The 23,203-nt window shown below is 41.2% G+C and carries 17 protein-coding genes; 12 read left to right on the top strand and 5 right to left on the bottom strand.

Annotation, left to right across the window (positions count from 1 at the left end):
• Nucleotides 1–4: 4 nt before the first annotated feature.
• From PTET_RS06405 to ttcA, 10 genes are all read left to right on the top strand, one after another.
• A complete protein-coding gene (locus PTET_RS06405; RefSeq protein WP_010389598.1) occupies nt 5–190 on the top strand; it encodes a cbb3-type cytochrome oxidase subunit 3 in 186 nt (61 codons plus the stop codon).
• Nucleotides 187–1,221, top strand: a complete 1,035-nt coding sequence (gene ccoP / locus PTET_RS06400; protein ID WP_013464668.1) for a cytochrome-c oxidase, cbb3-type subunit III — start codon at nt 187–189, stop codon at nt 1,219–1,221. The genes PTET_RS06405 and ccoP overlap by 4 nt, the downstream gene beginning before the upstream one ends.
• A 149-nt stretch (nt 1,222–1,370) precedes the next feature.
• Nucleotides 1,371–1,862: a FixH family protein gene (locus PTET_RS06395; protein ID WP_013464667.1), complete on the top strand. Its 492-nt coding sequence runs from the start codon at nt 1,371–1,373 to the stop codon at nt 1,860–1,862.
• 8 nt (nt 1,863–1,870) lie between these two features.
• Nucleotides 1,871–4,243, top strand: coding sequence for a heavy metal translocating P-type ATPase (locus tag PTET_RS06390; protein WP_096038360.1), 2,373 nt, complete (start codon nt 1,871–1,873; stop codon nt 4,241–4,243).
• Nucleotides 4,240–4,407, top strand: coding sequence for a cbb3-type cytochrome oxidase assembly protein CcoS (gene ccoS / locus PTET_RS06385; RefSeq protein WP_008109812.1), 168 nt, complete (start codon nt 4,240–4,242; stop codon nt 4,405–4,407). The genes PTET_RS06390 and ccoS overlap by 4 nt, the downstream gene beginning before the upstream one ends.
• Nucleotides 4,400–5,071, top strand: coding sequence for a sulfite exporter TauE/SafE family protein (locus PTET_RS06380; RefSeq protein WP_064662838.1), 672 nt, complete (start codon nt 4,400–4,402; stop codon nt 5,069–5,071). Before ccoS ends, PTET_RS06380 begins: the two co-directional genes overlap by 8 nt.
• 42 nt (nt 5,072–5,113) lie before the next feature.
• Nucleotides 5,114–5,851, top strand: coding sequence for an FNR family transcription factor (locus tag PTET_RS06375; RefSeq protein ID WP_013464664.1), 738 nt, complete (start codon nt 5,114–5,116; stop codon nt 5,849–5,851).
• A gap of 196 nt (nt 5,852–6,047) precedes the next feature.
• Nucleotides 6,048–7,202, top strand: a complete 1,155-nt coding sequence (locus PTET_RS06370) for a right-handed parallel beta-helix repeat-containing protein (protein ID WP_096038359.1) — start codon at nt 6,048–6,050, stop codon at nt 7,200–7,202.
• 159 nt (nt 7,203–7,361) lie between these two features.
• Nucleotides 7,362–8,279: a universal stress protein UspE gene (uspE, locus tag PTET_RS06365; protein ID WP_096038358.1), complete on the top strand. Its 918-nt coding sequence runs from the start codon at nt 7,362–7,364 to the stop codon at nt 8,277–8,279.
• Nucleotides 8,280–8,371: 92 nt separating this feature from the next.
• Nucleotides 8,372–9,286 carry a tRNA 2-thiocytidine(32) synthetase TtcA gene (gene ttcA / locus PTET_RS06360; RefSeq protein ID WP_058154443.1) on the top strand — a complete coding sequence of 305 codons (915 nt, stop codon included), beginning with the start codon at nt 8,372–8,374 and terminating at the stop codon, nt 9,284–9,286.
• 48 nt (nt 9,287–9,334) lie between these two features.
• Here the strand turns inward: ttcA and PTET_RS06355 are convergent, their stop codons facing one another.
• Both PTET_RS06355 and PTET_RS06350 read right to left on the bottom strand, forming a co-directional pair.
• Nucleotides 9,335–10,399: a hypothetical protein gene (locus PTET_RS06355; RefSeq protein ID WP_096038357.1), complete on the bottom strand. Its 1,065-nt coding sequence runs from the start codon at nt 10,397–10,399 to the stop codon at nt 9,335–9,337.
• Nucleotides 10,400–10,463: 64 nt separating this feature from the next.
• Nucleotides 10,464–11,522 carry a hypothetical protein gene (locus PTET_RS06350; protein WP_096038356.1) on the bottom strand — a complete coding sequence of 353 codons (1,059 nt, stop codon included), beginning with the start codon at nt 11,520–11,522 and terminating at the stop codon, nt 10,464–10,466.
• A 324-nt stretch (nt 11,523–11,846) separates the two neighbouring features.
• Here PTET_RS06350 and PTET_RS06345 point away from each other — a divergent pair, with 324 nt between their 5' ends.
• Together PTET_RS06345 and PTET_RS06340 are read left to right on the top strand one after the other, a co-directional pair.
• On the top strand, nt 11,847–13,136 hold the full coding sequence (locus PTET_RS06345) for an amidohydrolase (RefSeq protein ID WP_096038355.1): 1,290 nt from the start codon (nt 11,847–11,849) through the stop codon (nt 13,134–13,136).
• A gap of 396 nt (nt 13,137–13,532) precedes the next feature.
• Nucleotides 13,533–14,165, top strand: a complete 633-nt coding sequence (locus PTET_RS06340) for a trimeric intracellular cation channel family protein (protein WP_054200681.1) — start codon at nt 13,533–13,535, stop codon at nt 14,163–14,165.
• A gap of 13 nt (nt 14,166–14,178) precedes the next feature.
• On the opposite strand, the gene recD is transcribed toward PTET_RS06340, so the two are convergent.
• The 3 genes from recD to recC are packed head-to-tail and all read right to left on the bottom strand — an operon-like array spanning nt 14,179 to nt 23,046.
• On the bottom strand, nt 14,179–16,197 hold the full coding sequence (gene recD, locus PTET_RS06335) for an exodeoxyribonuclease V subunit alpha (protein ID WP_096038354.1): 2,019 nt from the start codon (nt 16,195–16,197) through the stop codon (nt 14,179–14,181).
• Entirely contained in the window at nt 16,194–19,760 is a 3,567-nt protein-coding gene (gene recB / locus PTET_RS06330) for an exodeoxyribonuclease V subunit beta (RefSeq protein WP_096038353.1), read from the bottom strand. The genes recD and recB overlap by 4 nt, the downstream gene beginning before the upstream one ends.
• On the bottom strand, nt 19,747–23,046 hold the full coding sequence (gene recC / locus PTET_RS06325) for an exodeoxyribonuclease V subunit gamma (RefSeq protein ID WP_096038352.1): 3,300 nt from the start codon (nt 23,044–23,046) through the stop codon (nt 19,747–19,749). Before recC ends, recB begins: the two co-directional genes overlap by 14 nt.
• Between the last annotated feature and the right edge of the window lie 157 nt (nt 23,047–23,203).

Raw genomic sequence — 23,203 nt, 5'->3', positions numbered from 1 at the left:
TATTATGGACTACGGGACATACAGAGGCATTTTGACTCTGGTAATTTTAGTATTATTTATTGTGATTGTTGGATGGGCATATAGCAAGCGTAGTAAAAGTCGTTTTAAAGACGCTGCTAATGTCATATTTGAAGATGAAAAAAAACACAACAATACACTCTCTAACGAGGAAAAGGGGTCTGAGAAATGACTAGCTTTTGGAGTATATGGGTTATTGTATTAACCCTTGCATGCTTAATCATTATCTTTGGTCTACTAGTTTGGAACTTAAAAAACTATGTAGGTGTAAAAGAAGGTGAAAGCTGTGGACATGAGTTTGACGGCATTCAAGAATTAAACAATCCACTACCGAAATGGTGGACTTACATGTTCTTCGCAACGTTTGTGTGGTCTGTTTATTACTTAGCAGCCTACCCAGGTTTAGGTAATTGGGAAGGTCTAGCAAAATGGACAAGCTCAAACCAAGGTATTACCTCTTTAACTGAATCGAAAGAAGCAGTCATTGAAGCGAAAGAAGATGGCCGTTTTGTAAAGCTAGATGCTGAATACCGCGCTGCTGAAGAACGTTTTGGTCCTATTTTTAATGAATTGGCTCAAATACCTGTTCTAGATTTAGTAGAGTCTAAATTTGCTGGTGATGCAGCACAGCAAGTTGCGCTAGAAAACGGCACTAAACATGAGCAAACTCAAGGTCAACTCGCAGTTGAAATTGGTCAACGTTTGTTCTCACAAAACTGTGCACAATGTCATGGCTCTGATGCTCGTGGTGGTACTGGCTTCCCTAACCTTACTGACAACGATTGGTTGTACGGTGGTTCTCCTGACAAGATCAGAGAAACATTACTTTTAGGTCGTGTTGCAGCAATGCCACCTTGGGGTGATGCATTAGGTGAGCAAGGCGTTAAAGAAATGACGGCTTACGTACTTAGCCTATCTGGCCGTACTGTTAACCAAAAAGATGCCGATGCAGGTAAAGCAAAATTTGCTATGTGTGCTGCGTGTCATGGTCCAGATGGTAAAGGCTCAGTTGCCCATAACCTACCGTTTGGTGCACCAAACTTAACTGATAACATTTGGTTATACGGTGGCTCTCAACGCGCTGTTGAAGAAACACTTAACCATGGCCGTGCTGGTGTAATGCCTGCATGGAAAGAGATTTTAGGCGAAGATAAAATTCACCTATTAACTGCTTACGTTTACAGCTTATCGCAAGATAAATAACGATAAAGTTAACAAAACGTTTCAGTTTTAATCTTTTTATTTCAGTAGATTAATTCAGATCAAAAAAGCCTCCACTCGGAGGCTTTTTTTTAGTCTTTTCATTCTATTTATTATAATATAGCCGCACATTAATTAATTTTAGAGCGACTATGCAACCGACTCCGTGGTATAAAAATTTTTGGCCTTGGTTTTTAATCTTCTTTCCTTTAGCTGCAATTATTGGCTGCATTAGTTTATTTATTACTGCCATTGGTAACGGCCCAGATATGGTTGTAGATGATTACTATAAAAAAGGCAAAGCAATCAACTTAGAACTCGTTAAGTTTGATAAAGCAAAAGCGTTGTATTTACATGGCGACCTAAATGTATCAGATGAGCGTGTAAGCTTTAAATTTACCAAAGGCGATACCAGTAATATACACGCATTAAGATTGTCGTTTTTTCACCGTACTATAAAAGCGCACGATTTTGAGGCAACCCTCACCCCAAATGCTAATCAAGAGTTCACTGCATTATTAGAAAGCTATACACCAGGCGCATATTCGGTGTTTATTGAACCCGTTGATAACAGTTGGAAAATGAAAGAAAACGTTAGTTTACCAACCACCGCCACCGTTTTAGTGACTCCTAACTATAAGTAGTATTTAGTATGTCTAAAAATTGCTTTCATTGTCTTGAAAGTGTGCCTGCTGGATTTAGCGCACATGTTGTTATAGACAATACCGCTGAGCCAATGTGTTGCATTGGCTGCCAAGCTGTTGCACAAAATATCATTGACCAAGGGATGACCGACTACTACAAATATCGCACTGTTAGTGCCGGTAAAGTAGAGCAACTCGTCCCTGAACAACTCGCTTTTATTAAAAGCTATGACAATGAAGATATTCAAGATGGGTTTATCAGTACGCATAACGACAACTCTGAGGTGCTTCTCAGTGTTGAGGGCATTACCTGCGCCGCCTGTGCCTGGCTTATTGAAAAGCAATTACTTAACCTTAAATCGGTAAAGCGCGTTGATGTAAACACCTCAACTAATCGCGCTATGATCCAATGGGATAAAAGCGCAACCCCTTTAAGTGAGCTAATCACCTCACTGGCTGAAATAGGCTACAAAGCCTATCCATTCCAATCAGATTTAGAAGCCCAGCAAAAACAACAAACAGCTAAAGCCTATATTCGCCGCCTCGGCGTGGCAGGCTTAATGACCATGCAAGTGATGATGTTTGCCTTTGCTATGTACTTTGGTATGTTCTCTGGGATGGACAGCAACTTTGAACAGTACTTTAGATGGATCAGCTTGATCCTTGCAACGCCCGTTATTTTATACAGCGCCCTGCCCTTTTTAATTAATGCAATTAACGGCTTAAAAGCAAAACAACTGAATATGGATTTACCGGTATCATTGGCGATTTTTGGTGCCTATGGTGCAAGCTGTTACGCCACGGTAATGGAAGTCGGTGAAGTTTACTTTGAATCTATTTGTATGTTTACCTTTTTACTCTTATTAGGTAAATACTTAGAATTTAGAGCGCGCTTAAAGGCCAGTGAATTTACAGCCAACTTACAAAAGCTACTGCCACTGACAGCCCGTACACTCGATGAAAACGGCAAAGAGCACATAATTGCCGCTAAAAAGCTCAAGCTTAACGATATCGTTTTAATAAAAGCAGGCGAAACTATCCCTGCCGATGGCATCTTAGTCAAAGGCAGCACCAGTGTTGATGAGTCTATGATGACTGGTGAACATCAGCCAGTACGAAAGTATATTGATCATAACGTGTATGCGGGCACGGTTAATCATGATGGTATTATTGAAATAAAAATCAATAAGCTGGGCCAAAATACCCTGCTTAATCAAATTATTCGCCTGCAACATAATGCCCTAACAAAACGCCCACGGTTAGTAGAAATTACCGACAAAGTAGCGCAGTGGTTTGTTGCCGTATTACTGGTATTTGCCTCTCTAACCGCCATTGGCTGGTATCAAATTGACCCTGATGTCGCTTTTTGGATCACTATATCGGTGTTAGTGGCCACCTGCCCGTGCGCATTAAGTTTAGCTATTCCAACCGCGTTAACGTGTGCTGTGGCTACCTTAACTCGTAAAGGTATATTAATTAAGCAAGCACATGTGCTCGAAACACTCTCAAAGCTTACTTTAGTTGCTTTTGATAAAACCGGTACGCTTACGCAAGGTAAATTTAGCCTCGATGTTGTTGACATACTTGATGATAACTACAGCAAAGAGCAAATTCTTGATATTGCAGCACAGCTTGAGAGCTATTCTGAGCACCCTATTGCTAGTGCCTTTAAAGAGTTTAAAGGTCAGCGTAAATTTGACGATGTACAGCTCCATCCAGGGGTTGGGATCAGTGCTCAATACGATAATACGCATTACGCCATTGGTAAAAGTGGCTGGTTTGATACCAAAAAAACCAATGCGCAAGCTACCCTTTACATAAACAAGCAACCCGTTGCACGCTTTTACTTTGTTGATAAAGTAAAAACAGATGCCGATAAACTCATTAACTCGTTAAAGGCTGCCAATCTAAGTTGTCATATGCTAACAGGTGACGCCTCAGATGCCGGTGCCAAGGTGGCTAAAAAATTAAAGCTTGATTCAGTACAAGCCAGTTGTAGTCCCAAAGATAAACAAGACGCCGTTGATCATTGGTCAACCCAAGGCGAAGTTGTTGCTATGGTTGGCGATGGCGTAAATGACAGCCCAGTATTTGCTAGTGCCCACTTATCAATTGCCATGGAAACAGGAGCTGATATCTCTAAAAACAGTGCCGATGTTGTGCTGCTTAACAGTGATTTAGCCTCTATTGATCATTTGTTGACTATTGCTAAGCAAACACGGCGTATAATTAAGCAAAACCTAGCGCTTTCTTTATTATATAATGGCTCTATATTACCGCTTGCTGCTATGGGTTTAGTTGCGCCTTGGATGGCGGTAATTGGTATGTCTGCCAGCTCTATTATTGTGATATGTAATTCACTAAGGCTATTAAAGTTATGAGCATAATTTATATTTTAGTTCCTATCGCTATCTTGTTTGTACTAATTGCCATTGGCGTGTTTTTTTGGGCAGTAAAAGGCGAGCAATTCTCTGATTTAAACAAGCAAGGCCACAGTATTTTGTTTGAAGACGATAAAGAGCAACATAATAAAAGTAATGATTGACCCGATTTTTGTTAGTGCTTTTTTAATGGGATTGATTGGCAGTGGCCATTGCATTGCTATGTGCGGCGGCATTGCCAGCTCATTACAGTTAGCCAGTAACAAGCGCCAAACTTGGTTATATTCTCTAGCCTATAATAGCGGCAGAGCGCTAAGTTATATGCTGGCTGGTGCCCTTGTTGCCGGTATTAGTAGTCAATTTGCCACACAAAACTCGGCCTTTGCGCTGTTTTTATCATTTTTAGCGGGCGTGTTTATGTTACTGGTCGGCGTTTATATCATGCGCTTAGCCGCGACATTACAATGGCTCGAAAAACTTGGCAAAACCCTCATTTGGCAGCACTTAATTAAACTTAATAAATATTTAATGCCCATTGATTCCCCATTAAAAGCGCTTGGTTATGGCGCACTATGGGGCTGGTTACCGTGCGGCTTAGTATATTCTGCGCTCACATGGGCGATGACCAGTGGCACTGCCATAAATGGTGCTCTGGTTATGCTGGCATTTGCCCTAGGGACGTTCCCTGCCATGATCACCTTAGGTATGGCTGCACAAAAGCTCAATACGCTTTTTAATCACCCTTGGACGCGAATAATATTAGGCAGTGTTATCATTTGGTATGGTATCTACCTTCTGATCATTGCAACAGACAAGCTAGTGCATTAACATTGGTAAATGTTGTGCATAGAAATTTAACGGATTGAACTTATGGATTTTTCTCAAAGTCGTGCTAAAGGTAATTGTGCCATTAGCTGTAATAACTGCAGTATTAGCCAGTTATGTTTACCATTTTCTTTAAATGGCCAAGAAATGGATAAACTTGATGAGATCATTGAGCGAAAAAAACCATTACACAAGGGTGACTACTTATTTGAATCGGGCGCACCTTTAAATGCAATTTATGCAGTTCGTTCGGGGTCGTTTAAATCGTATACCTTGTCAGAGCAAGGCGATGAGCAAATTACAGGCTTTCATTTAGCGGGTGACCTTGTTGGCTTTGACGCCATCAATAAAATGCAACATCAAAGTTTTTCTCAAGCACTAGAAACCTCAATGGTATGTGAAATTCCCTTTGAAACTCTTGACGAACTAGCCGGTAAACTGCCTAAATTGCGCCAACAAATAATGCGTTTAATGAGTAGTGAAATAACCTACGATCAGGAAATGCTATTATTACTTAATAAAAAGTCAGCTGAAGAACGTCTTGCTAGCTTTATTTATAACTTATCAGAGCGTTTTGGTGAGCGTGGTTTTTCACGTAAAGAATTTAGATTTACTATGACTCGCGGCGAAATTGGTAACTACTTAGGTTTAACCGTAGAAACTATCAGCCGTTTATTAAGCCGTTTTCAAAAAGCCGACTTAATTAAAGTAGAAGGTAAATTTATTACTATTTTAGATAATGACGCTTTAGCCAAAACGGCTGCGATTGTTAAGCCTCGTTAATAATCGCTTCTCATTTTAAAATTAATCCTACCCTGAATTGGAGCATAATTATTGCAATTATGCTCTATCTCTACTAACACTTTGAGTAGAGGTATTAACCATTCACTTTTAAGAGTCGATGAATGAATTGTCTGGCTCATTTTTTAATATAAAAGCAACTACGTCCTATTAAACTCTTACATAGAAGGACAATATTATGCCTAAATCTTTATTTCTATTTATCGCTCTTTCTTTAAGTATTTTATTTAGTAGCCAAGCATCGAGCTCAATGATCCCCGATGATGGCATTGATGACTCACAAGCACTAAAAGACTTGATTTTAAACACGGCAGAAAATTCCGCGCTAAAAATAGAAGAGCCAGGAGTTTATGACATCTGCTCAGCTATTATTGTTAGAAATCTTAACAATATTGTTATTACAGCTAATACTGGCGTTATACTAAAAAAGTGTGACCAATTTGAAGGAGAGTATATTTTATCCTTTTATAATTCACGCTTCATAGAAATTAATGGTTTTATTTTTAGAGGGTTAACCACAGACAAAATTAATTATGTTTGGGGTGAGCAAGGTATCCTTTTTGCAGGCTCCGAAGATATTTCAATTAAACATAATCAATTTTTTGATTTTGGCGATGCAGCGATAAGAGCAACGTCCTCAAAGCGTTCATCATATAATGCCCCTATCAACTCTTTCAGAGTAAAAATTAGTAATAATTATTTTAATAATGTTACCCAAGTGACCACAACTCACCCATGGAGTGGAAACTATGGTGGTACACATGATATTACTGTTGAAAGCAATGTATTTGAAGGTCTGAAAGGTTCCTTAAAACTAGCCACTAGAAAACCTGTTTCTAAAGCTTTAATAAAATATAATACCTTTAAAAAAACTAAAGGCACTGCAATTGAGCTGACCTATTACTCGGATGTTAAAATAATTGCTAACACTTTTATAGACAGTGATAAGTTTATCCTCAATGCTTACCCAAATAAACCAAGGAGTGTGACCGAGCCTTTTAATTGGGGAAATATTTATTTTACTCACAACACCGTTTTACGTGCTAAAGGGGGAATTAGAATACTTTCTGATGTGCCTGATGAGCTCATCGACGATATTTTTATAAGAGGCATTCATATCAATAACAACCATTTTATTGATATTGATATGACTGTTTATCCTGAAAAGAAATACTGGGATCTTATTAATTTATTTACTCGAGACGGAAAAAGTTATCTATTTTCTACAATCAAAGATAATGTTTATAACTTACTACCTGAAGTAGACTTTGTGAAAAAAACGAGTGGATTCACTGTGGAAGACAACACTTTAATAAAGCCTGAAAATAATTAAATTTTGTAAAGCTCTACACACGTTCATGCAGGATAAGGGTTTCAAAATTAGAGAAGCTTTATTTCTTGATATAGAACAAGAATATTAGTGCTACCCCTTTAACTGTTGTGTATTTGCGTTACACTCAAGGTATAACTGTTAAGTGAATGGAGTAGCACAATGGAAACGATTAAACGTATTATCGCGGTTATTGACCCAACTAAAGACGATCAAAATGCCCTCGCGCGTTCAATAGATTTAGCCAAAAAATCAGGGGCTAGCATTACCGCCTTTATGACGGTGTACGATTTCTCTTACGAAATGACTACTATGCTCTCTGGTGATGAACGTGAAGCAATGCGTAAAGCGGTGTTAAAAGATCGCGAACTATGGTTAAAAGATCTTGTCTCTCCTTATCAAAACATTAATATTAATACCCAAGTCATTTGGCATAACCGCCCTTACGAAGCCATTATTAATACCGTTATTAATGATAAATATGACCTAGTGATCAAAGGTACTCATCAGCATGGTGCGCTTAAAGCGGTTATTTTCACGCCAACAGACTGGCACTTAGTCAGAAAATGCCCAACCCCTGTATTATTTGTAAAAGATATGGCGTGGCCAGCACATGGGAATATTTTAGCGGCTGTTAATGCAGTCAGTGAAAACGATCAGCACCTGTCACTTAATAAACGCATAATTAAAGATGCACAATTTTTATGTGAACTGGCTAATGCTAAACTTAACTTAGTCAATGCATACCCTGCTACACCGGTTAATATAGCCATAGAGATCCCTGAGTTTAACCCAGGGTTATATAACGAATCAGTTAAAAAACATCATATTGAATCAACCAATGAACTCGCTAATGAGTTTAACCTAACCTCTGATCAATGCTTTATTGAAGAGGGATTGCCAGAAGATGTGATACCGGATGTTGCAAAACGCTTAAACAGCGAATTAGTGGTTATTGGCACTGTGGGACGGACTGGCTTAAGCGCTGCCTTAGTAGGCAACACTGCTATTGACAGCCTTGATTGTGATGTACTTGCACTTAAACCTGATGGGTACGTAAGCCCGCTTGCAGAAAGTTAGCGTTTGCAGTAGCTCCCATATTACATATGGCATATAATACGCCCCTTTATTTTTAGCAATTAATTTTGCCGTACTATTTACAAGGGGGCGTAGTGTCTCATTCTGCTCAAGCCAAAGCTCAATACAACTTAAATAAGCTTCAAAAGCGTTTACGCCGCCTCACAGGTCAAGCTGTCATGGACTTTAACATGATTGAAGAAGGTGACCGTATTATGGTGTGCTTATCGGGTGGCAAAGACAGTTACACTATGCTCGACATGTTGCAACATTTACAACGTGTTGCACCTATCAAGTTTGATTTATTTGCAGTAAATCTCGACCAAAAACAACCTGGTTTTCCTGAGCATGTGCTTCCTGAGTATCTTGATAATTTAAATATTGAATACAAAATTGTAGAAGAAGATACCTACAGTATTGTTACTGATATTATTCCTGAGGGTAAAACAACCTGCTCGCTTTGCTCTCGCTTGCGCCGTGGTATTTTATATCGCACGGCTAAAGAGTTAGGTGCGACTAAAATTGCACTGGGTCATCACCGCGATGATATGATAGAAACCTTGTTTTTAAATATGTTTTATGGCGGAAAACTAAAAAGTATGCCGGCTAAACTAATGAGCGATAACGGTGAGCATATGGTTATTCGCCCACTGGCATATTGTAAAGAAGCCGATATAAGCAAATATGCGTTCAGCCAAGGCTACCCTATTATTCCGTGTAACTTATGTGGCTCACAAGAAAACCTACAACGTAAGCACACTAAAAATATGCTGGAGCAATGGAATAAAGAGCACCCGGGCCGTATAGAGAGTATTTTCACCGCCATGCAAAACGTTGTGCCTTCACACTTAGCTGATAATCAATTATTTGATTTTACCAACTTGCAAACGGGTGACGTTATTGATGGGGGCGATATCGCGCTCGATAAACCAGATATTCCAAAAGTGCCAGTTAATCATGAGCAAGATGAAACAAACCAAGCCGACGTGGTTACCATTAATTTAAGCTAATTTTTAAGGGTTTGCAGTAATGCAAACCCTTCACTTTGTTCTATGCTGCTACTGACCAGCAGCTAATCCTTGTAAAAACTCTAAACTCTGCATTTCTTGTTTGTTTGCCTGATAAGGCAACTGCTGTAAGCTGTCGTAAGCAAAATCTTCAATAGTAAACTCGCTAATTTCACTTTCACCAAAACTGTTAAGCTCACCTGGGCTTGGCGACATACGTTCAATAACAAAGTCCCTCAACCGTAAGTCATTCGTTTGCTTGGGCAAAACAGACCAATGCGCTTTAAAGTCAATTTGCTGACTGCCCTCATTTAAACGTGCTTTAGCAACTAAATGTGCTAATGGCGAAGTTCCACTGTATAAGTTAGCTCTTAAACGGTATAAGCCACTTTTTATAACTGTTAAATTAGCAGGCACTATCATATTATCATTACGTGGATACGCGTTATCAAAGCTAGTTAGCGTTGCACTAGGCGGCATATAGTGTATTTGTGCCACCACCGGGACTATTTTACCCGCGATATCGACTTCAACTAATAATTGTAAATTACGAGGATAGTCTTCTTCACCTTTAAATGTCATTGCCAGCTCATTTTGACGAGCCACACCGCTTTGCGTTTTTAGCGACTTTTTGGTGTCTGTATTACTGAGTGTCACTACCGCCTTACCTAAATTTGGAGCGCTTACGGTTAGCTCTATAGCTTGTGGATACACATACCGATATTGAGACAAGCTCACTGTTAACTCCCCTCCTTGCTCACCCACTGGGCTGCTAACAGGAAAGAACTGATTTGGCTTAAGTCTGTCCTCATCATATACCGTTAATGGTTGTGAATAAGGCGGAAACGCCAAACTTTTCTGATACTGATCAGCAACCACAGAGGCGGCTTTGGCTAAGTCTTCATCAAATGCTGACTGAGTTACTGAGCTGGTTTTTGTTGTTGCCTTTGTCACAGGTTGGCTTAGCGTGCGCTGCTGAGCAGGAGGTGTCGATATCGGCTTTTTATCATTGAGAGGAGCTTGTTTTAGGGGGTAACTTGCATGACCCTCATCAATTAAAAACCACATAAGTAGGCCCATGCTGATAGCAAAGCCAATCACGTAGGACTTTTTCATCGGTTAGTTATCCTATATAAAACGTGTAGTACGTATACTACACGATGTTTTAAGTATGCTTATATCACGGGATCACATTATATATAAGTGCCGATGCACTCAAATTATCTGAGTCTTTTACATAACGATATTGTTTCTTCCAAAACCAACTACCTGTGGTTTCATCTACGGTTTCAAACCCTAGCGTGTCGCCAGCTACCGTAATGTTATTCATCGCAATCGTTACATTTCCTTGGCGCTGCGCTTGTTGAATCTCATTATGACTGTAACTGTTAGTCATCATTAATGGGTAATGATATGGCATAAAACTATTAACAGCATCACCTTGCGATTTTAAACGCCCATTAGTGTCAATATTGGTGCTACAGCTACCAAATGAGTTTACCGAGCTTGCACCACATGATGAGTGAGTAGCCACTACCGAGTCGTCATTACCGCGTAAAAATCCAGCCGTTAAACCTAAGTAAGCATTACCATCGGCTACAAAACGTAAACGAGGTGTGCGTGCATCAGGTAATGGCGCAATTCTGCGTGCATTATTTACTTTTAAATCGTGCAATACGCCTACCGCCTCATTAACTTCACTGCCTAACCACCACGTTAGCGCGGCATCTACAGCAAAATTCCACGATGCGCCTGTTAATGTACTCACCGCTAAGTCGGCTAATTCACTACCGCCACCAGCACCTGCTAAATCAAAGGTAGCAATAATATTAAGCGGTTTTAAGCCGGCGTTTTCTAGCCAGTTTTCCTGGTTATCTATAATATATCGGGCAACTAAGTCACCGGTAGAGTGGGTTACAAACACGCAACCTGGCTCGCATAAATTTGAGCGAGAGATCTGTTGTAGCTTGGGCCATACCCAATCTGTAGTAATTTTTCCTTCTATTCGTTCATACGCAGGCCAATCGATGCGCTCATCTGCGCGGTTCACCCAGTAAGACTGCCAATAGCTTTGGCCATCGTTTACTACATCACTACCTGCTTTATTGGTAAGTTGTGATACCTGTAAGCCATGAATTAAAATTACCTTATACTCTTTACTGAGCGCAGAAAAACTCATTAGCAGGCTTAATGCTGCTGCAAATAAAGAGACGCGTTTAAATATGTGTGTGTTGTTCATATTAATCCTTAACTGATTCAATATTTTTATTATGCTTAGCTTGTTACACGCTGTTGTCGGTGCATGGTAAAAGCAACGCATTGACCAGTATTGGGAACAAAGTTAAAAAATGCAACATTTTGTTATCATTTTCGCTGTTAAGGCTAAATATCTGCGTTAAAATACGACAAAAGCGCTAAACTATTGTGCTATTTGGAACAGTTTATGGGCTTTATAAACCGCCATTGAAAACACCGTGAACTTTTTTGTTAACTATCGCACGGCACTACTTTTTATCAGCGTAATAGCGTAAGTTAGTTACATACGAACAACCAAGGAATCATAATGATAAAAAAAATAATATGTGGTGGCTTTTTATTAACCGCCATTTCCGCCCCTAGTTTTGCCGCGAGTGTTAACACCCAACTTGAACAAGCAACACAAAGTGTGAGTGAAAAAGTCATTACATGGCGTCGTCACTTACATCAATATCCAGAGCTGAGTAATCGCGAATTTGAAACCGCCAAGTACATTACTGAACATTTAAAATCACTGGGTCTTGAAGTACAAACTGGCGTTGCTCATACCGGTGTTGTGGCTAAATTAAGTGGCGGTAAAAAAGGCCCTCTAATCGCATTGCGTGCTGATATGGATGCTTTACCGGTTACCGAACAAGTTGATTTACCCTTTGCCTCTAAACAAACATCAACCTATCGTGGCAATGAAGTAGGCGTTATGCATGCCTGCGGGCACGACACTCATGTTGCTATTTTAATGGCCGTGGCAGAGTCACTGGTAAAAATAAAAGATCAGTTAGCGGGCGAAGTACTGTTTGTATTTCAACCGGCTGAAGAAGGTGCCCCCGAGGGCGAAGAAGGTGGCGCTGAGCTGATGTTAAAAGAAGGCTTATTTAAGCAAAAGCCTGAAGCGGTGTTTGGCTTGCATGTCACCAGCTCACTTAATACCGGACAAATTGGCTTTAGAGAAGGGCCACTAATGGCCAGTGAAGACTCTTTCACAATTAACGTAACGGGTCGTCAAACTCATGGCTCGCGCCCTTGGAATGGCGTAGATCCCATTGTTGCTTCATCACAAATTATAATGGCAACTCAAACAATCGCCTCTCGCCAGGTAGATGTAACTAAAGCGCCTTCTGTTATTTCATTTGGCGCGATTAACGGCGGCATACGCTCAAATATTATCCCCGATAATGTAGAGCTGATTGGTACAATTAGAACGTTTGATCAAACTATGCGTGCCGATATTAAAAAACGTTTAGCTAAAACCGCTGAACTGGTTGCCGAATCCGCTGGTGCAAAAGCTGATGTGCATATAGATCACGGCTACCCTGTAACAGTAAATAATGTTGCACTGACTCAAAAAATGACCCCTACGCTTGCCCGTATTGCTGGCGCTGACAACATTATTTCCACAGATTTGATTACCGGTGCAGAAGACTTTAGTTATTATGCGCTAGAAACACCTGGACTGTTTTACTTTTTAGGCGTCACTCCAAAAGATCAAAACGCTAAAACAGCGCCAAGTAATCATTCACCTCAGTTTTATGTTGACGAAAATGCCTTACAACTTGGCGTAAAATCATTATCTCAACTGGTCGTTGACTACTTACAATAACAACCCATCATAGAAGCACAGGGCTAATAACCTTGTGCTTGTAAAGCTAGGGTCTGTTGACCTTTGCGGATTAATATTTGTTCAAACTAGGGGCGGTTTAATCGCGGCGCGAGGTTTGTAAACTAGTGGACTAAGTAAAAACCGAGCAACAAAGAGTAAATCGCCCCTAGGCAGAACCCTTCGGGCAGCGCCTGTTTGGCATTGATGCTGCGTTATCGCCTATTTATGGGGAATAACCACACCACACAGGCTCTGCCTTGCTTTAATACCAAGCAGACTGCTGCAAATTCAACCTTGAAAGGTAAACAGACCCTAGTGTTATTCAGCTAATATAAATCCCCAATCGCTTATCTTTTAATGTCTAATATAAATTCTCAATCTGGTAAGGACACCTCAATGACGGCAGAGTATTTTAATTTTTTAAGCCTTATTGGCGTGGCATTCTTTGCAATTTCAGGTGCATTATTAGGCCACGACAAAGATATTGGTGGATTTGGTGTTGTCGTTGTTGGCTCAGTCACCGCGTTAGGCGGTGGCACGCTCAGAGATATTCTTCTTAATCAACCTGTATTTTGGATAGCCAACCCCGATTATTTATATGCCACCTATGGCGCTATTTTTGTCACCGTTATGTTTATTCGCCACTTACCTGATGTGTCTAACTATTACATGTTGCTGGTTGACGCTATTGGTATGGCTATTTTTAATGTGGTCGGTATTGAAAAAGCATTAATTGAAGGTACAACCATGGTGGTTGCGCTTACAATGGGAATGACGACGGGTATATTTGGCGGCTTAATACGTGATGTGATCTGTAGAGAAGTACCACTGGTGATGCGCGAAGAGCTATACTCCACCGCGTGTTTTGCAGGAGGCTTAACCTATGCCACGCTATTTTTATTAGATGTCCCTTATTTATGGTGCATTATAGGTTCATTATTGGTAACCGTCTTTCTAAGATTGGGCGCACTGCATTTTGGCTGGCAACCCAACCTATTTAGAAAACGAACCCCAAAAATAAGAGATTAGTATAAGTATGGCTTTACACTAATCTCTCATACAAGCCTGACGCCCGTGATACACTTTTACCCATGGCCAGTTGCAGCACTTTTTTATCTGCCACCAGCTCAAAGGTCTGTTTTGCGCGGGTAATTCCCGTGTACACTAATTGCCTATTAATACCGATACTCGCCTGCTTGAGCGGTGGTAACACCATCGCGGTATAACTAAACTCTGAGCCTTGGGATTTATGAATGGTCATTACATACACTTTATCGTGCGCCGGAAGCCGTGCGGGTGAAAATGCCCGTTCATTACCTTGTTCATCAATAAACACTGCCTTGAGTTGGCCGCTATCATCGGGCATTAGAATTCCTATATCACCGTTAAATAATTTTAGCTGGTAGTCGTTTTGACTAACCATTATCGGCATCCCTATATAATGCCGCTGATTAGGGTTAACGCTAATTAAACCTTGCTGCTGTAATACCCGTTCAATACGCTGATTTAAACTATTAACGCCGTAATCGCCTTCACGTACTGCAGCAAGTAACTGATAACTGGCAAAAGCTGCATGCACTTGCGCAACACTGGCACCTTGCGCTATCAGTGTTAGGTAATTAGCATAATGACTTGCGGCACTATTTACTAACTTTTCAATTGGTGTGGAAACAAAATCATAGTCTAAAATAATATCGCTAAAATGCCCTTCGCTACTTTGTTGTTCAACATAGTTTAATATCCCACGGTTGTTGGTATTAACCGCCAGCGCCAATTGACCTATGCCACTTTTTGCATCAAACCGATAGCTATGTTGTAAAAAGGCAATGCAATCCGCGAGTTTAAACTCACTTTGAGTTTGCGCGTTGAGTTTAACAGTGCCATTAAAGCACAGCGTGTTCAATTGCTCACAGCGTACTTTTGAATAACGCGGTGTTTGTCCAAGTACTAACCCTTGGCATAAATCACTCATTACGCTACCAGTATCAACCGAAGCAAGTTGGTCTTTATCGCCGAGTAAAATCAATCGAGCATGATCTGGCAAGGCCTCAATTAATTTAGCCATAAGTGATAAGTCGACCATGCTGGCCTCATCAATAATCAATACATCAACATGCAACGGATTGCTTTTATCGTGCCGAAATTTATTGGTAAATGGCTTAACTCCCAACAACCGATGAATGGTTTGCGCGCTTTGCGGGATCAACGAATTAATATCATCTGGTATTTCACTAAGCTTATTTTTAGCCCCTAAAATTGACTCTGTTAGCCGTGCCGCTGCTTTACCTGTGGGTGCTACTAATTTTATGCTCAATGGCGCCGCTTTATATAACGATTGTAAAATCGCTAACAGCTTTGTTACCGTGGTGGTTTTACCGGTGCCAGGCCCGCCCGTGATCACACTAAAACCTTTTGTGGCGGCAATCGCACACGCTACTTTTTGCCAATCAATGTCAATACTCGGATCATCAGGAAAGTAGCGGGTTAATAACTGAGCAAGTACTGCATCATCAATGTTAAGTTGTCGTTCGCTCATTGTCAGTAATCGTTGGGCAAGGGTTTGTTCATAGCCTGCTAAACGAGAAAAATATAATCGTTGATTAAACAATTGCAGCGGCTTTTGCTCCCCAACACTGTGATGTGAGAGTAAATAACGTATTGCTGCCTCAGTCGTAAAGTCATTACTAAATGGGCTGAGAGTGTCAGGCTGCGTGCCTTCTAGTTTAGTAAAGTCGCTTTGACGTAAATTAAACGGATTAGTCCAATCAACCTCTGTTAGGGTTAAACAGCTATGCTGGCTTTGTTGCGATAAACACAGCATTAAAATTATATAAAAGAGGTCGTCATACCCTTGCTGTGCGTTTGTGCCACTGAGTAATTCAGCCAGTTTTACATCAACCACTCGCACTCTATGTTCGTCCGTTAAATACGTTAGCAACGGCACGACTTCAATACTTTCGCTGGCCTGCATCGTTCGCTGTGCTGTTGTGAGCACAGGTTCATCTAAAGGCGCATCATCTAAGTCATCAAACAAACCCGGTTGTTGATTTAAATCACTCATAGCATGGCTCCTTGGCTAAACAAGCCATCTAAAATAACGACTTGATCTGCACTTAGCTGTTTAAAGTACACTCCCTCACCTGCTGGCATACCGCGTAAAAAAGTATAATAAACACCGCCTAAATGCGCCTCTATTGAATAATCGGGAATTCGCTGTTTAAGCAAGCGATGCAGCGCTACGGTATAAATTAAATACTGTAAATGATATTGGTGGCTGGTCATGGCTTGCTCTAGCTGCTCAGACACATAATCGGCAGCGGTACTGCCCAAATAATTCGATTTATAATCTAAAATATAATACTTGCCTTGGTAGCAAAAAATTAAATCAATAAAGCCTTTTAGTAACCCTTTAACATGGGCAAACTCAAGTTTACTTTGGTTAAAGCCAAAATGTTTAATCAACACTTCATTAAGCTTAGGGGCACTGAGGCTGCTAAGCGGTAAGTTAAACTCCATTTCGACTAAACAGTCACTTGGCGCTAATTGGCTCAAACTTAAATTATTCTCGCTGTTTAACGGGCAATTAAGTGCATCGAGTACCCATTGCTCGGTAATTTGCTGCCATTGCTCATCGATATGGTACTTTTCAAAAGCACGCTCAATCACAGCCGTTAAGTTTTGCTCGGCATTCGTGGGATGATTTACCGGACTGGTAAAATCAAGCTGCTCAAATATTTCGTGCAAGCAACTCCCTGGTTTTGCGCCCTTTGGAAAGCTATACGGTGAAGGAAGTTCATCTTGCTGCACGGCAAACTCATCTCTTTGATGATCTTCATCGCTGCGCCCTGGAGCAAGTTGATCAGCATGCTTTTTAAAGCTCAAAGCACTAAAGCTAGTTGCTCGCCAGTCACGTTCAATCTGCGCCGTTACTGTATTAATAAGTAAATCGTGCTGTTTAGTGTCACTATTTTTTAACCGAAGTATGCCCTGCTCATGTAATTCGCCTGAGGTAAATTGCTGGTATTGCATAGCATGATTAGCCTCACAAAATTCACTTAAATGGGTGCGCCACACTTGGCTACTGCTTATCTCTAATCCTGAGAACAACACATGCCCCAGCGCACTACTTTGAATTGCTAAACGGCTACTTTGCCCTTGAGAAATGTTATACACGCCCAGCGAACAAAAATGCACTGCTCGGGTCAGTGCCACATAAAGCAAACGTAAGTCTTCTGCTAAACGTTCTTGTTCGGCTTTTTGCAGGGCGTCTTCGTCTTTACTTAAATCGTAAATCAACTTGCCATTTTGATGATAAAGCGCGTCTTTAGTTTCACGATAACCACTGGCAAATGGCATAAATACCAATGGGTATTCAAGCCCTTTAGAAGCGTGCATAGTCACAATTTTAACTAAGTTCGCATCACTTTCTAAGCGAACTTGCACTGTTTCGCCATCTTGCTGGCTCACCTTTTGCGCAAACCAACGTAATAAACGAAGTGTCCCTTCAAGCTCTATTTGTTTTTGCTGCAGTATTTCGCCAAGATGTCTAAAGTCGGTAAGCCACCGTTCTACGTTATAGCCCAAGCCTTGCCATTTGGCACTGAGCTGATTGTGACTCAGTAAGCGTTCGAGCATTGCCATTGCCCCTTGCTTATGCCAAATATGGCTAAGTTGAGCAAAAAAGTTTAGGTGTTCTTGCCAGCTATTTTCATCATCGGCTAGAGCAAAAATATCGTTATAGCTTAAACAAAATAACGGGCCGGCTAATACACCGCGTAGTAACGCCTCATCGTACTGACCATGCAAAGCCGTTAAAAAATTGAGCAAGTGATGACTTAACTCTTGGCTAAATACACTGTCGCGCGACAAATACACACTGGCAATATTAGCTTTACTCAGCGCTTGCTTCATTATTTGTGCTTCAACGCGGTCGCGCACCAAAATACAAATATCAGCAGCGCTTACCGGCGTACTGCCAATACAGGCTATTCCTTGGTTTGCCTGCTCAAGTAAAGTAACAATTTTATTGGTAAAATGGGTGGCTAAATGAGCTTGCCCTAAGCCTTTACTGGTCGGCTTATTTTTTTCATCGCCGGCTTCATCTACAAACACATTAAACTCAAACGCGGTGGCAGGTTTACCGTCAATTAAAAACGACTCATCTGCTTTTTTTCCTTTCGCTTTCACTTTATTAAATGGAATGGCGTCGTTATAAATAAAGCTGTTTTCGTATTTGCTAAATAAGCTATTTACGCTATTTACAATATCACTGCTTGAGCGAAAGTTAGTGCCCAATGTAAATTGTTGTGGCTCATCTACCGCTTCTTTTGCGCCAATGTAGGTAAATATATCTGCGCCCCTAAACCCATAAATTGCCTGTTTGGGATCGCCTATCATAGCTAAAGTGGTATTGCTTTGAGCATAAATTTTACTAAAAATACCGTACTGAATCGGGTCAGTATCCTGAAACTCATCTATCATTGCCACCGGAAATAACTGCGCTATTTTTTGTGCGAGTACATCACCTTGTTCACTCTTTAAGGCACTGTGTAAATTAGTCAGTAAATCGTCAGGGGTGATCACGCTTTGTTCTTGTTTGCGTTTAACTATGGCCGCTTTTACCCAGCTCGCCGCATATTGCACTATCGCAATTTTTAGCCCTTGGTTGATGGTGTTGTTAAGTGCGGCTAAGGCATCGAATTGGCTAATAAGTGGATGCGTCAGTAATGTGCCATTTTTTTTATAATTAGCGGTATTACTTAAGTTCTCGCTACTCCACACCTCAAACGAATACTTACTGGTACCAAATTCAAAAAAGTCATCACTGCCTAAGCAAAATGCTTCAAGTGCAGCAAGACTGCCCTTTCGCCCAGGTGTTTTTGAGCCACTTAAATCGGATGCTTTAACAGCACCAATAAACTCTTGTTCTAGGCAGGCTTTTTTAAAGGCTGGAACACACGCCAAGTATTCATCTCGCGCTTGCCATACCGCATCTAAACTAACTTGCGGTGTTATCTCTGCGTTCGCCTTATTTAAAATACTACTTACATAACTAAATAGTGATTCGGGCGCAGCAAATACCGCTAAAATCGAATCTGTTCTTTCTTTACTGAGTGGGTATACAAACGCGCGCCAAAAGTCTTTTATGGTTTCAAGCAGAATATCGCGCTCATCTAAAATGAACTCTAAGTTAAATGCCACACCGGATTCAAACGCATGCTGCTTTAGCATTCGCTGACAAAAGCCATGAATGGTAAAAATAGCCGCTTCGTCCATTGATTTAGCTGCGGCATCGAGTAAGTCAAACGCACGGTGCTTGTCATCAACGCCCGCTATTACACCCTCAATTAGCTCATCATTAGGTACTTGCCCCAGTAAAGCATCACGCGCGGCAATAATTCGGCTGCGAACTCGGTCTTTAATTTCTTGCGTGGCGGCATCGGTAAAGGTTACTACCAAAATTTGCTCAACGCTCAATGGCGTATTCAGCTCACCGGGTATTTGCATGCCCAACAAATAGCGCAAATACAAACCCGTGATCGTGTAGGTTTTACCTGTGCCTGCACTGGCTTCAATTAAGCTTTGTCCTGATAATGGCATAGTGAGTGGATTAAGCGCTTGCATAGTCACTCTCCTTGGCGTGCTCGAATAATGGGGCGAGTAGCTTATCGCTCCAATGTATAAATTCGTCTTGGCAGTCATTAAGTGATTGCACCGTGAGACGAATATAAGGGTTTTCTCCTTCGCCTCGGCCAATATACTGTGGACTAAATTTACTGTTGGCTTTTGCCATATCACCACCGCTTTTTACGTATTCATAACCACTTACCGGAAAAAACGCCACGGGCTTGTTGCGTAATGCTTTATAAAGCTCAAACCAATCTGCGAGCAGTAAATCGGCATCGGCTTTACTCATTGGGGCAAAACTAATTTGTTTATCTAAACCTAGCAATAAAGTTTCAACCTCTTGTTGCATGCTTTGTGCAGCAAGATGATAAATAAAGCCTTTAATTAAATCTTTAGCTTTAATACTAGCACTGCGATAAAACACTTGTTTTTGCATATACACATGGTTTAACCAGCCTTCAATGGTGGTGTTTTCAAGCAAAAGTAACACCTCTATCGGTTCGCTTTTACCCGCTTTTATTTGTTGTTTTACTTGCCCTGCAAGCGCATCAACGCGATGTTGCATGCTCTCATAAATTAAGCTGCCAACATGAGCTTGCGGCAACTCACCGCGCTGCAGTATTTGCTCGGTACTGAGCGGCGTATTGTTAATGTTTGCTTCAAGTATTTCATCAAGGTAAAAGTAACGGCGCAGCGCATCTAAGCTAAACGGTTCTTCATCTTTGGCTATATCGTTAAATTGCGGCAAACGTAACCCTAGGCTTTGCTGATAAAAGCTCTCTTGGGCGTGGCACACACTGCGAATAAACATATCAAGATCAAGCAACTCTGGAGGCATTACATCAAGTGCAGTGATTACTTTTGGCTCAATAGCCTCGCTAGGCAGCCAAATTGGGTTATAGCTGTGATTATTTACTCCCGCCTGTTCATCGCTAGGAGCTGAGTAATACAGACTATTAAAAGGCTGCAAATGCTGCTGCGTAATAAGGCATTCAGGCAAGGGTTTATCACTGGGTTCGCTAAGTTTAAAACTGCGTCCAATGTATTCTAAAAGCTCACTGACAAGCGTTGATGGCATGCGCGGCTGGTTGTCAAAACACGAGCGGCCAATGTAGCTCATATATAAATTATCTCGAGCACTTAAGAGCGCTTCTAAAAAGAGGTAACGGTCATCGAGTTTACGTGAACGATCACCTTTTTGCTTTTTAGAATACGGCACTAAATCAAATCCGATTGGCTGCACCGTGCGCGGGTAATCGGCATCGTTTAAGCCTAGCATACACACCACCTTAAACGGCACGGCACGCATGGGCATGAGAGTACAAAAGTTCACTTGTCCTACTAAAAAGCGCTGGCCTACACCTTTTTCTTGTATACCTTGCTTGATTAGATAGCTCACTATGCGCTGCGAAACGGCTTTACTGTAGTCGCCGTTGTCGTGGTGCTTCGCAATGTCTTCGAGCACTTTTTGCAGCACTAATAAATCCCAGCTATCATCGCTTTCGCTCTCATACACAGCATTGAGTAGCTCACTTAATATATGGGCTTTATTGGTAAGCGTATCATCAGGGGTGAGTTTCGCTTTAAAGTCTTGAAGCACATCAATAAAATGCACCAGCTTATTGAGAGTATCAAGCGCCATACCTTCTACTTCATCGGCGCTGTAAATGCCATTAAATGGGCACTGTTCGTCGCGCATGGCAATCCCCAGTAATAAGCGGTTCAAGCCATGTTGCCAGGTATTTAAATCAATGGCGGGTAAATCAAAGCTTTGTTTATGCTCAGCGTTTATACCCCACTTTACCCCTACTCGCTCAAGCCAATAATGTATTTGCTCGTATTCATGGGCCTCTAGGCCAAATTTTTCGGCAATTTGCGTAACCTGTAATAAATCAAGAATATCCGACACGCCAAAGCGCGAAAACGGTAAATTAGCTAAACTGGCAAACGAGCTCAGTACTGGTTTTTCTTGCTCTATGGCTAAATCGGCAAGGGCGTATGGTATAAATCGACTGCCCTGCGCACCACCAAAAACGGCCTCAATGTAAGGGCTATAAGTACCTACATCAGGCATCATCACAATGATGTCTTTGGGGGTAAGCGTTGGGTTTTGATTAAACAAATTGAGTAAGTAGTCGTGCAGGCGCTCGACTTCCCTTAATGGCGTGTGGCAGTCACTTAACGTAATGCTGGTATCGTGTGCACTTATGGGCAGTTTACCCTCATCGTTTATAAACCATTCTTTGTTATCGGTAAGCGATTCACCTTTAAAGGCAAGTTGGTATATTTCGCTTTGCACTTGCCCAAGTAAGGTATCGTCAAACGCATCAATAAAACCATCAATCCAACGGGCATCAAGCTGCACCAGTTGCTCAAAATAATCGCGGCCGAGTTTACCCCACGAGGACAACAACGGATTACCAATAAAATAGTATTCTTCATCAGGATTCGTTTGCTTTTTTTGCTGCGCTTCCACCAGCGGCATTTTGGCGTATTTAGCGTTTATTTTAGCCGCTGTTTTTTCATCGATTATATCGCCCCAATAATGCTCGCTGGGGTTAAAAAAGAATAAAAACACCTCAGTTTTTTTACTCAAGGCTTCAAACACGTCAAGCTGTGAGCTGGCAATCGCCGATATACCAAATAGGCTAATACGCTTTGGCAATAAGCTGCCATCCATACTCTCAAGGGCGCTGAGTAATTGTCCTTGCATGTTGGCGCGGTGAAATTGGCTTTGCCCAAGTGTTTTACTTAATTTAACAAGGCGGCGCCACAAATCGGGTTGCCAAGGAGCAATGCTGATATCTACATCGTCAAGCGTATCAACCCCGCTATCCCAAGTGGCTATCCAATGGGGGCGATACATTAAATATTGGTCGTACACATCGGCTATTTTTTCACATAGGGCAAAGGTTTTTTGGCCGTCAATATCCCCCTCTAAATAGGTTTTTAGGGGTAAAAACAGTGGCTCGTCAATACAAGTAGGTAAAATTGCAAACAGTTTCCAAGCAAGGTTCGGTTTATTAAACGCCGACTCTTTAGGCACGTTTGGCAATAGTTGCTGGTACAACTGCCAAATAAAACTCGATGGTAGCGGAAAGTCTACCTGTGCAGCTACGCCTAAATTTTCACTTAAACCTATTTTAAGCCATTGCGACATACCCGGCGATTGCACTAACACCACTTCTTTATCAAATGGGCTTTGCAATGGGTTTATTTTTAACAGTTGATGAAACTGCGCTTGCAGGGCTTCCATACGGTTTGATTGAATAATATTGAGCATACGATACCAGCCTTACTTGAGATAAAGCCAGTGTAAGATATTTTCAATTTAAGCGGTAGCGCTAAGGAGGAATTGGCGTTAATAAATCAGCATGTTAGCCAGTAGCTAGCTGATTTTTTAAACGCACAGGACTCACTTTAGTCACTGTGCGTTTTTA

Origin of the sequence: Pseudoalteromonas tetraodonis (assembly GCF_002310835.1) — a bacterium.
Classification (GTDB): Bacteria; Pseudomonadota; Gammaproteobacteria; order Enterobacterales; family Alteromonadaceae; genus Pseudoalteromonas; species Pseudoalteromonas tetraodonis.
This window is presented reverse-complemented; position numbering and strand designations above follow the sequence as displayed.

What these genes read in the sequence shown, in the direction of transcription:
- uspE (WP_096038358.1), top strand. Translation starts at nt 7,362, where the DNA reads ATGGAAACGATTAAACGTATTATCGCGGTTATTGACCCAACTAAAGAC.
- ccoS (WP_008109812.1), top strand. Translation starts at nt 4,240, where the DNA reads ATGAGCATAATTTATATTTTAGTTCCTATCGCTATCTTGTTTGTACTA.
- ccoP (WP_013464668.1), top strand. Translation starts at nt 187, where the DNA reads ATGACTAGCTTTTGGAGTATATGGGTTATTGTATTAACCCTTGCATGC.
- recB (WP_096038353.1), bottom strand. Translation starts at nt 19,760, where the DNA reads ATGCAAGCGCTTAATCCACTCACTATGCCATTATCAGGACAAAGCTTA.
- PTET_RS06355 (WP_096038357.1), bottom strand. Translation starts at nt 10,399, where the DNA reads ATGAAAAAGTCCTACGTGATTGGCTTTGCTATCAGCATGGGCCTACTT.
- PTET_RS06350 (WP_096038356.1), bottom strand. Translation starts at nt 11,522, where the DNA reads ATGAACAACACACACATATTTAAACGCGTCTCTTTATTTGCAGCAGCA.
- recC (WP_096038352.1), bottom strand. Translation starts at nt 23,046, where the DNA reads ATGCTCAATATTATTCAATCAAACCGTATGGAAGCCCTGCAAGCGCAG.
- recD (WP_096038354.1), bottom strand. Translation starts at nt 16,197, where the DNA reads ATGAGTGATTTAAATCAACAACCGGGTTTGTTTGATGACTTAGATGAT.
- PTET_RS06340 (WP_054200681.1), top strand. Translation starts at nt 13,533, where the DNA reads ATGACGGCAGAGTATTTTAATTTTTTAAGCCTTATTGGCGTGGCATTC.
- PTET_RS06380 (WP_064662838.1), top strand. Translation starts at nt 4,400, where the DNA reads ATGATTGACCCGATTTTTGTTAGTGCTTTTTTAATGGGATTGATTGGC.
- PTET_RS06390 (WP_096038360.1), top strand. Translation starts at nt 1,871, where the DNA reads ATGTCTAAAAATTGCTTTCATTGTCTTGAAAGTGTGCCTGCTGGATTT.
- PTET_RS06370 (WP_096038359.1), top strand. Translation starts at nt 6,048, where the DNA reads ATGCCTAAATCTTTATTTCTATTTATCGCTCTTTCTTTAAGTATTTTA.
- PTET_RS06345 (WP_096038355.1), top strand. Translation starts at nt 11,847, where the DNA reads ATGATAAAAAAAATAATATGTGGTGGCTTTTTATTAACCGCCATTTCC.
- PTET_RS06405 (WP_010389598.1), top strand. Translation starts at nt 5, where the DNA reads ATGGACTACGGGACATACAGAGGCATTTTGACTCTGGTAATTTTAGTA.
- PTET_RS06395 (WP_013464667.1), top strand. Translation starts at nt 1,371, where the DNA reads ATGCAACCGACTCCGTGGTATAAAAATTTTTGGCCTTGGTTTTTAATC.
- PTET_RS06375 (WP_013464664.1), top strand. Translation starts at nt 5,114, where the DNA reads ATGGATTTTTCTCAAAGTCGTGCTAAAGGTAATTGTGCCATTAGCTGT.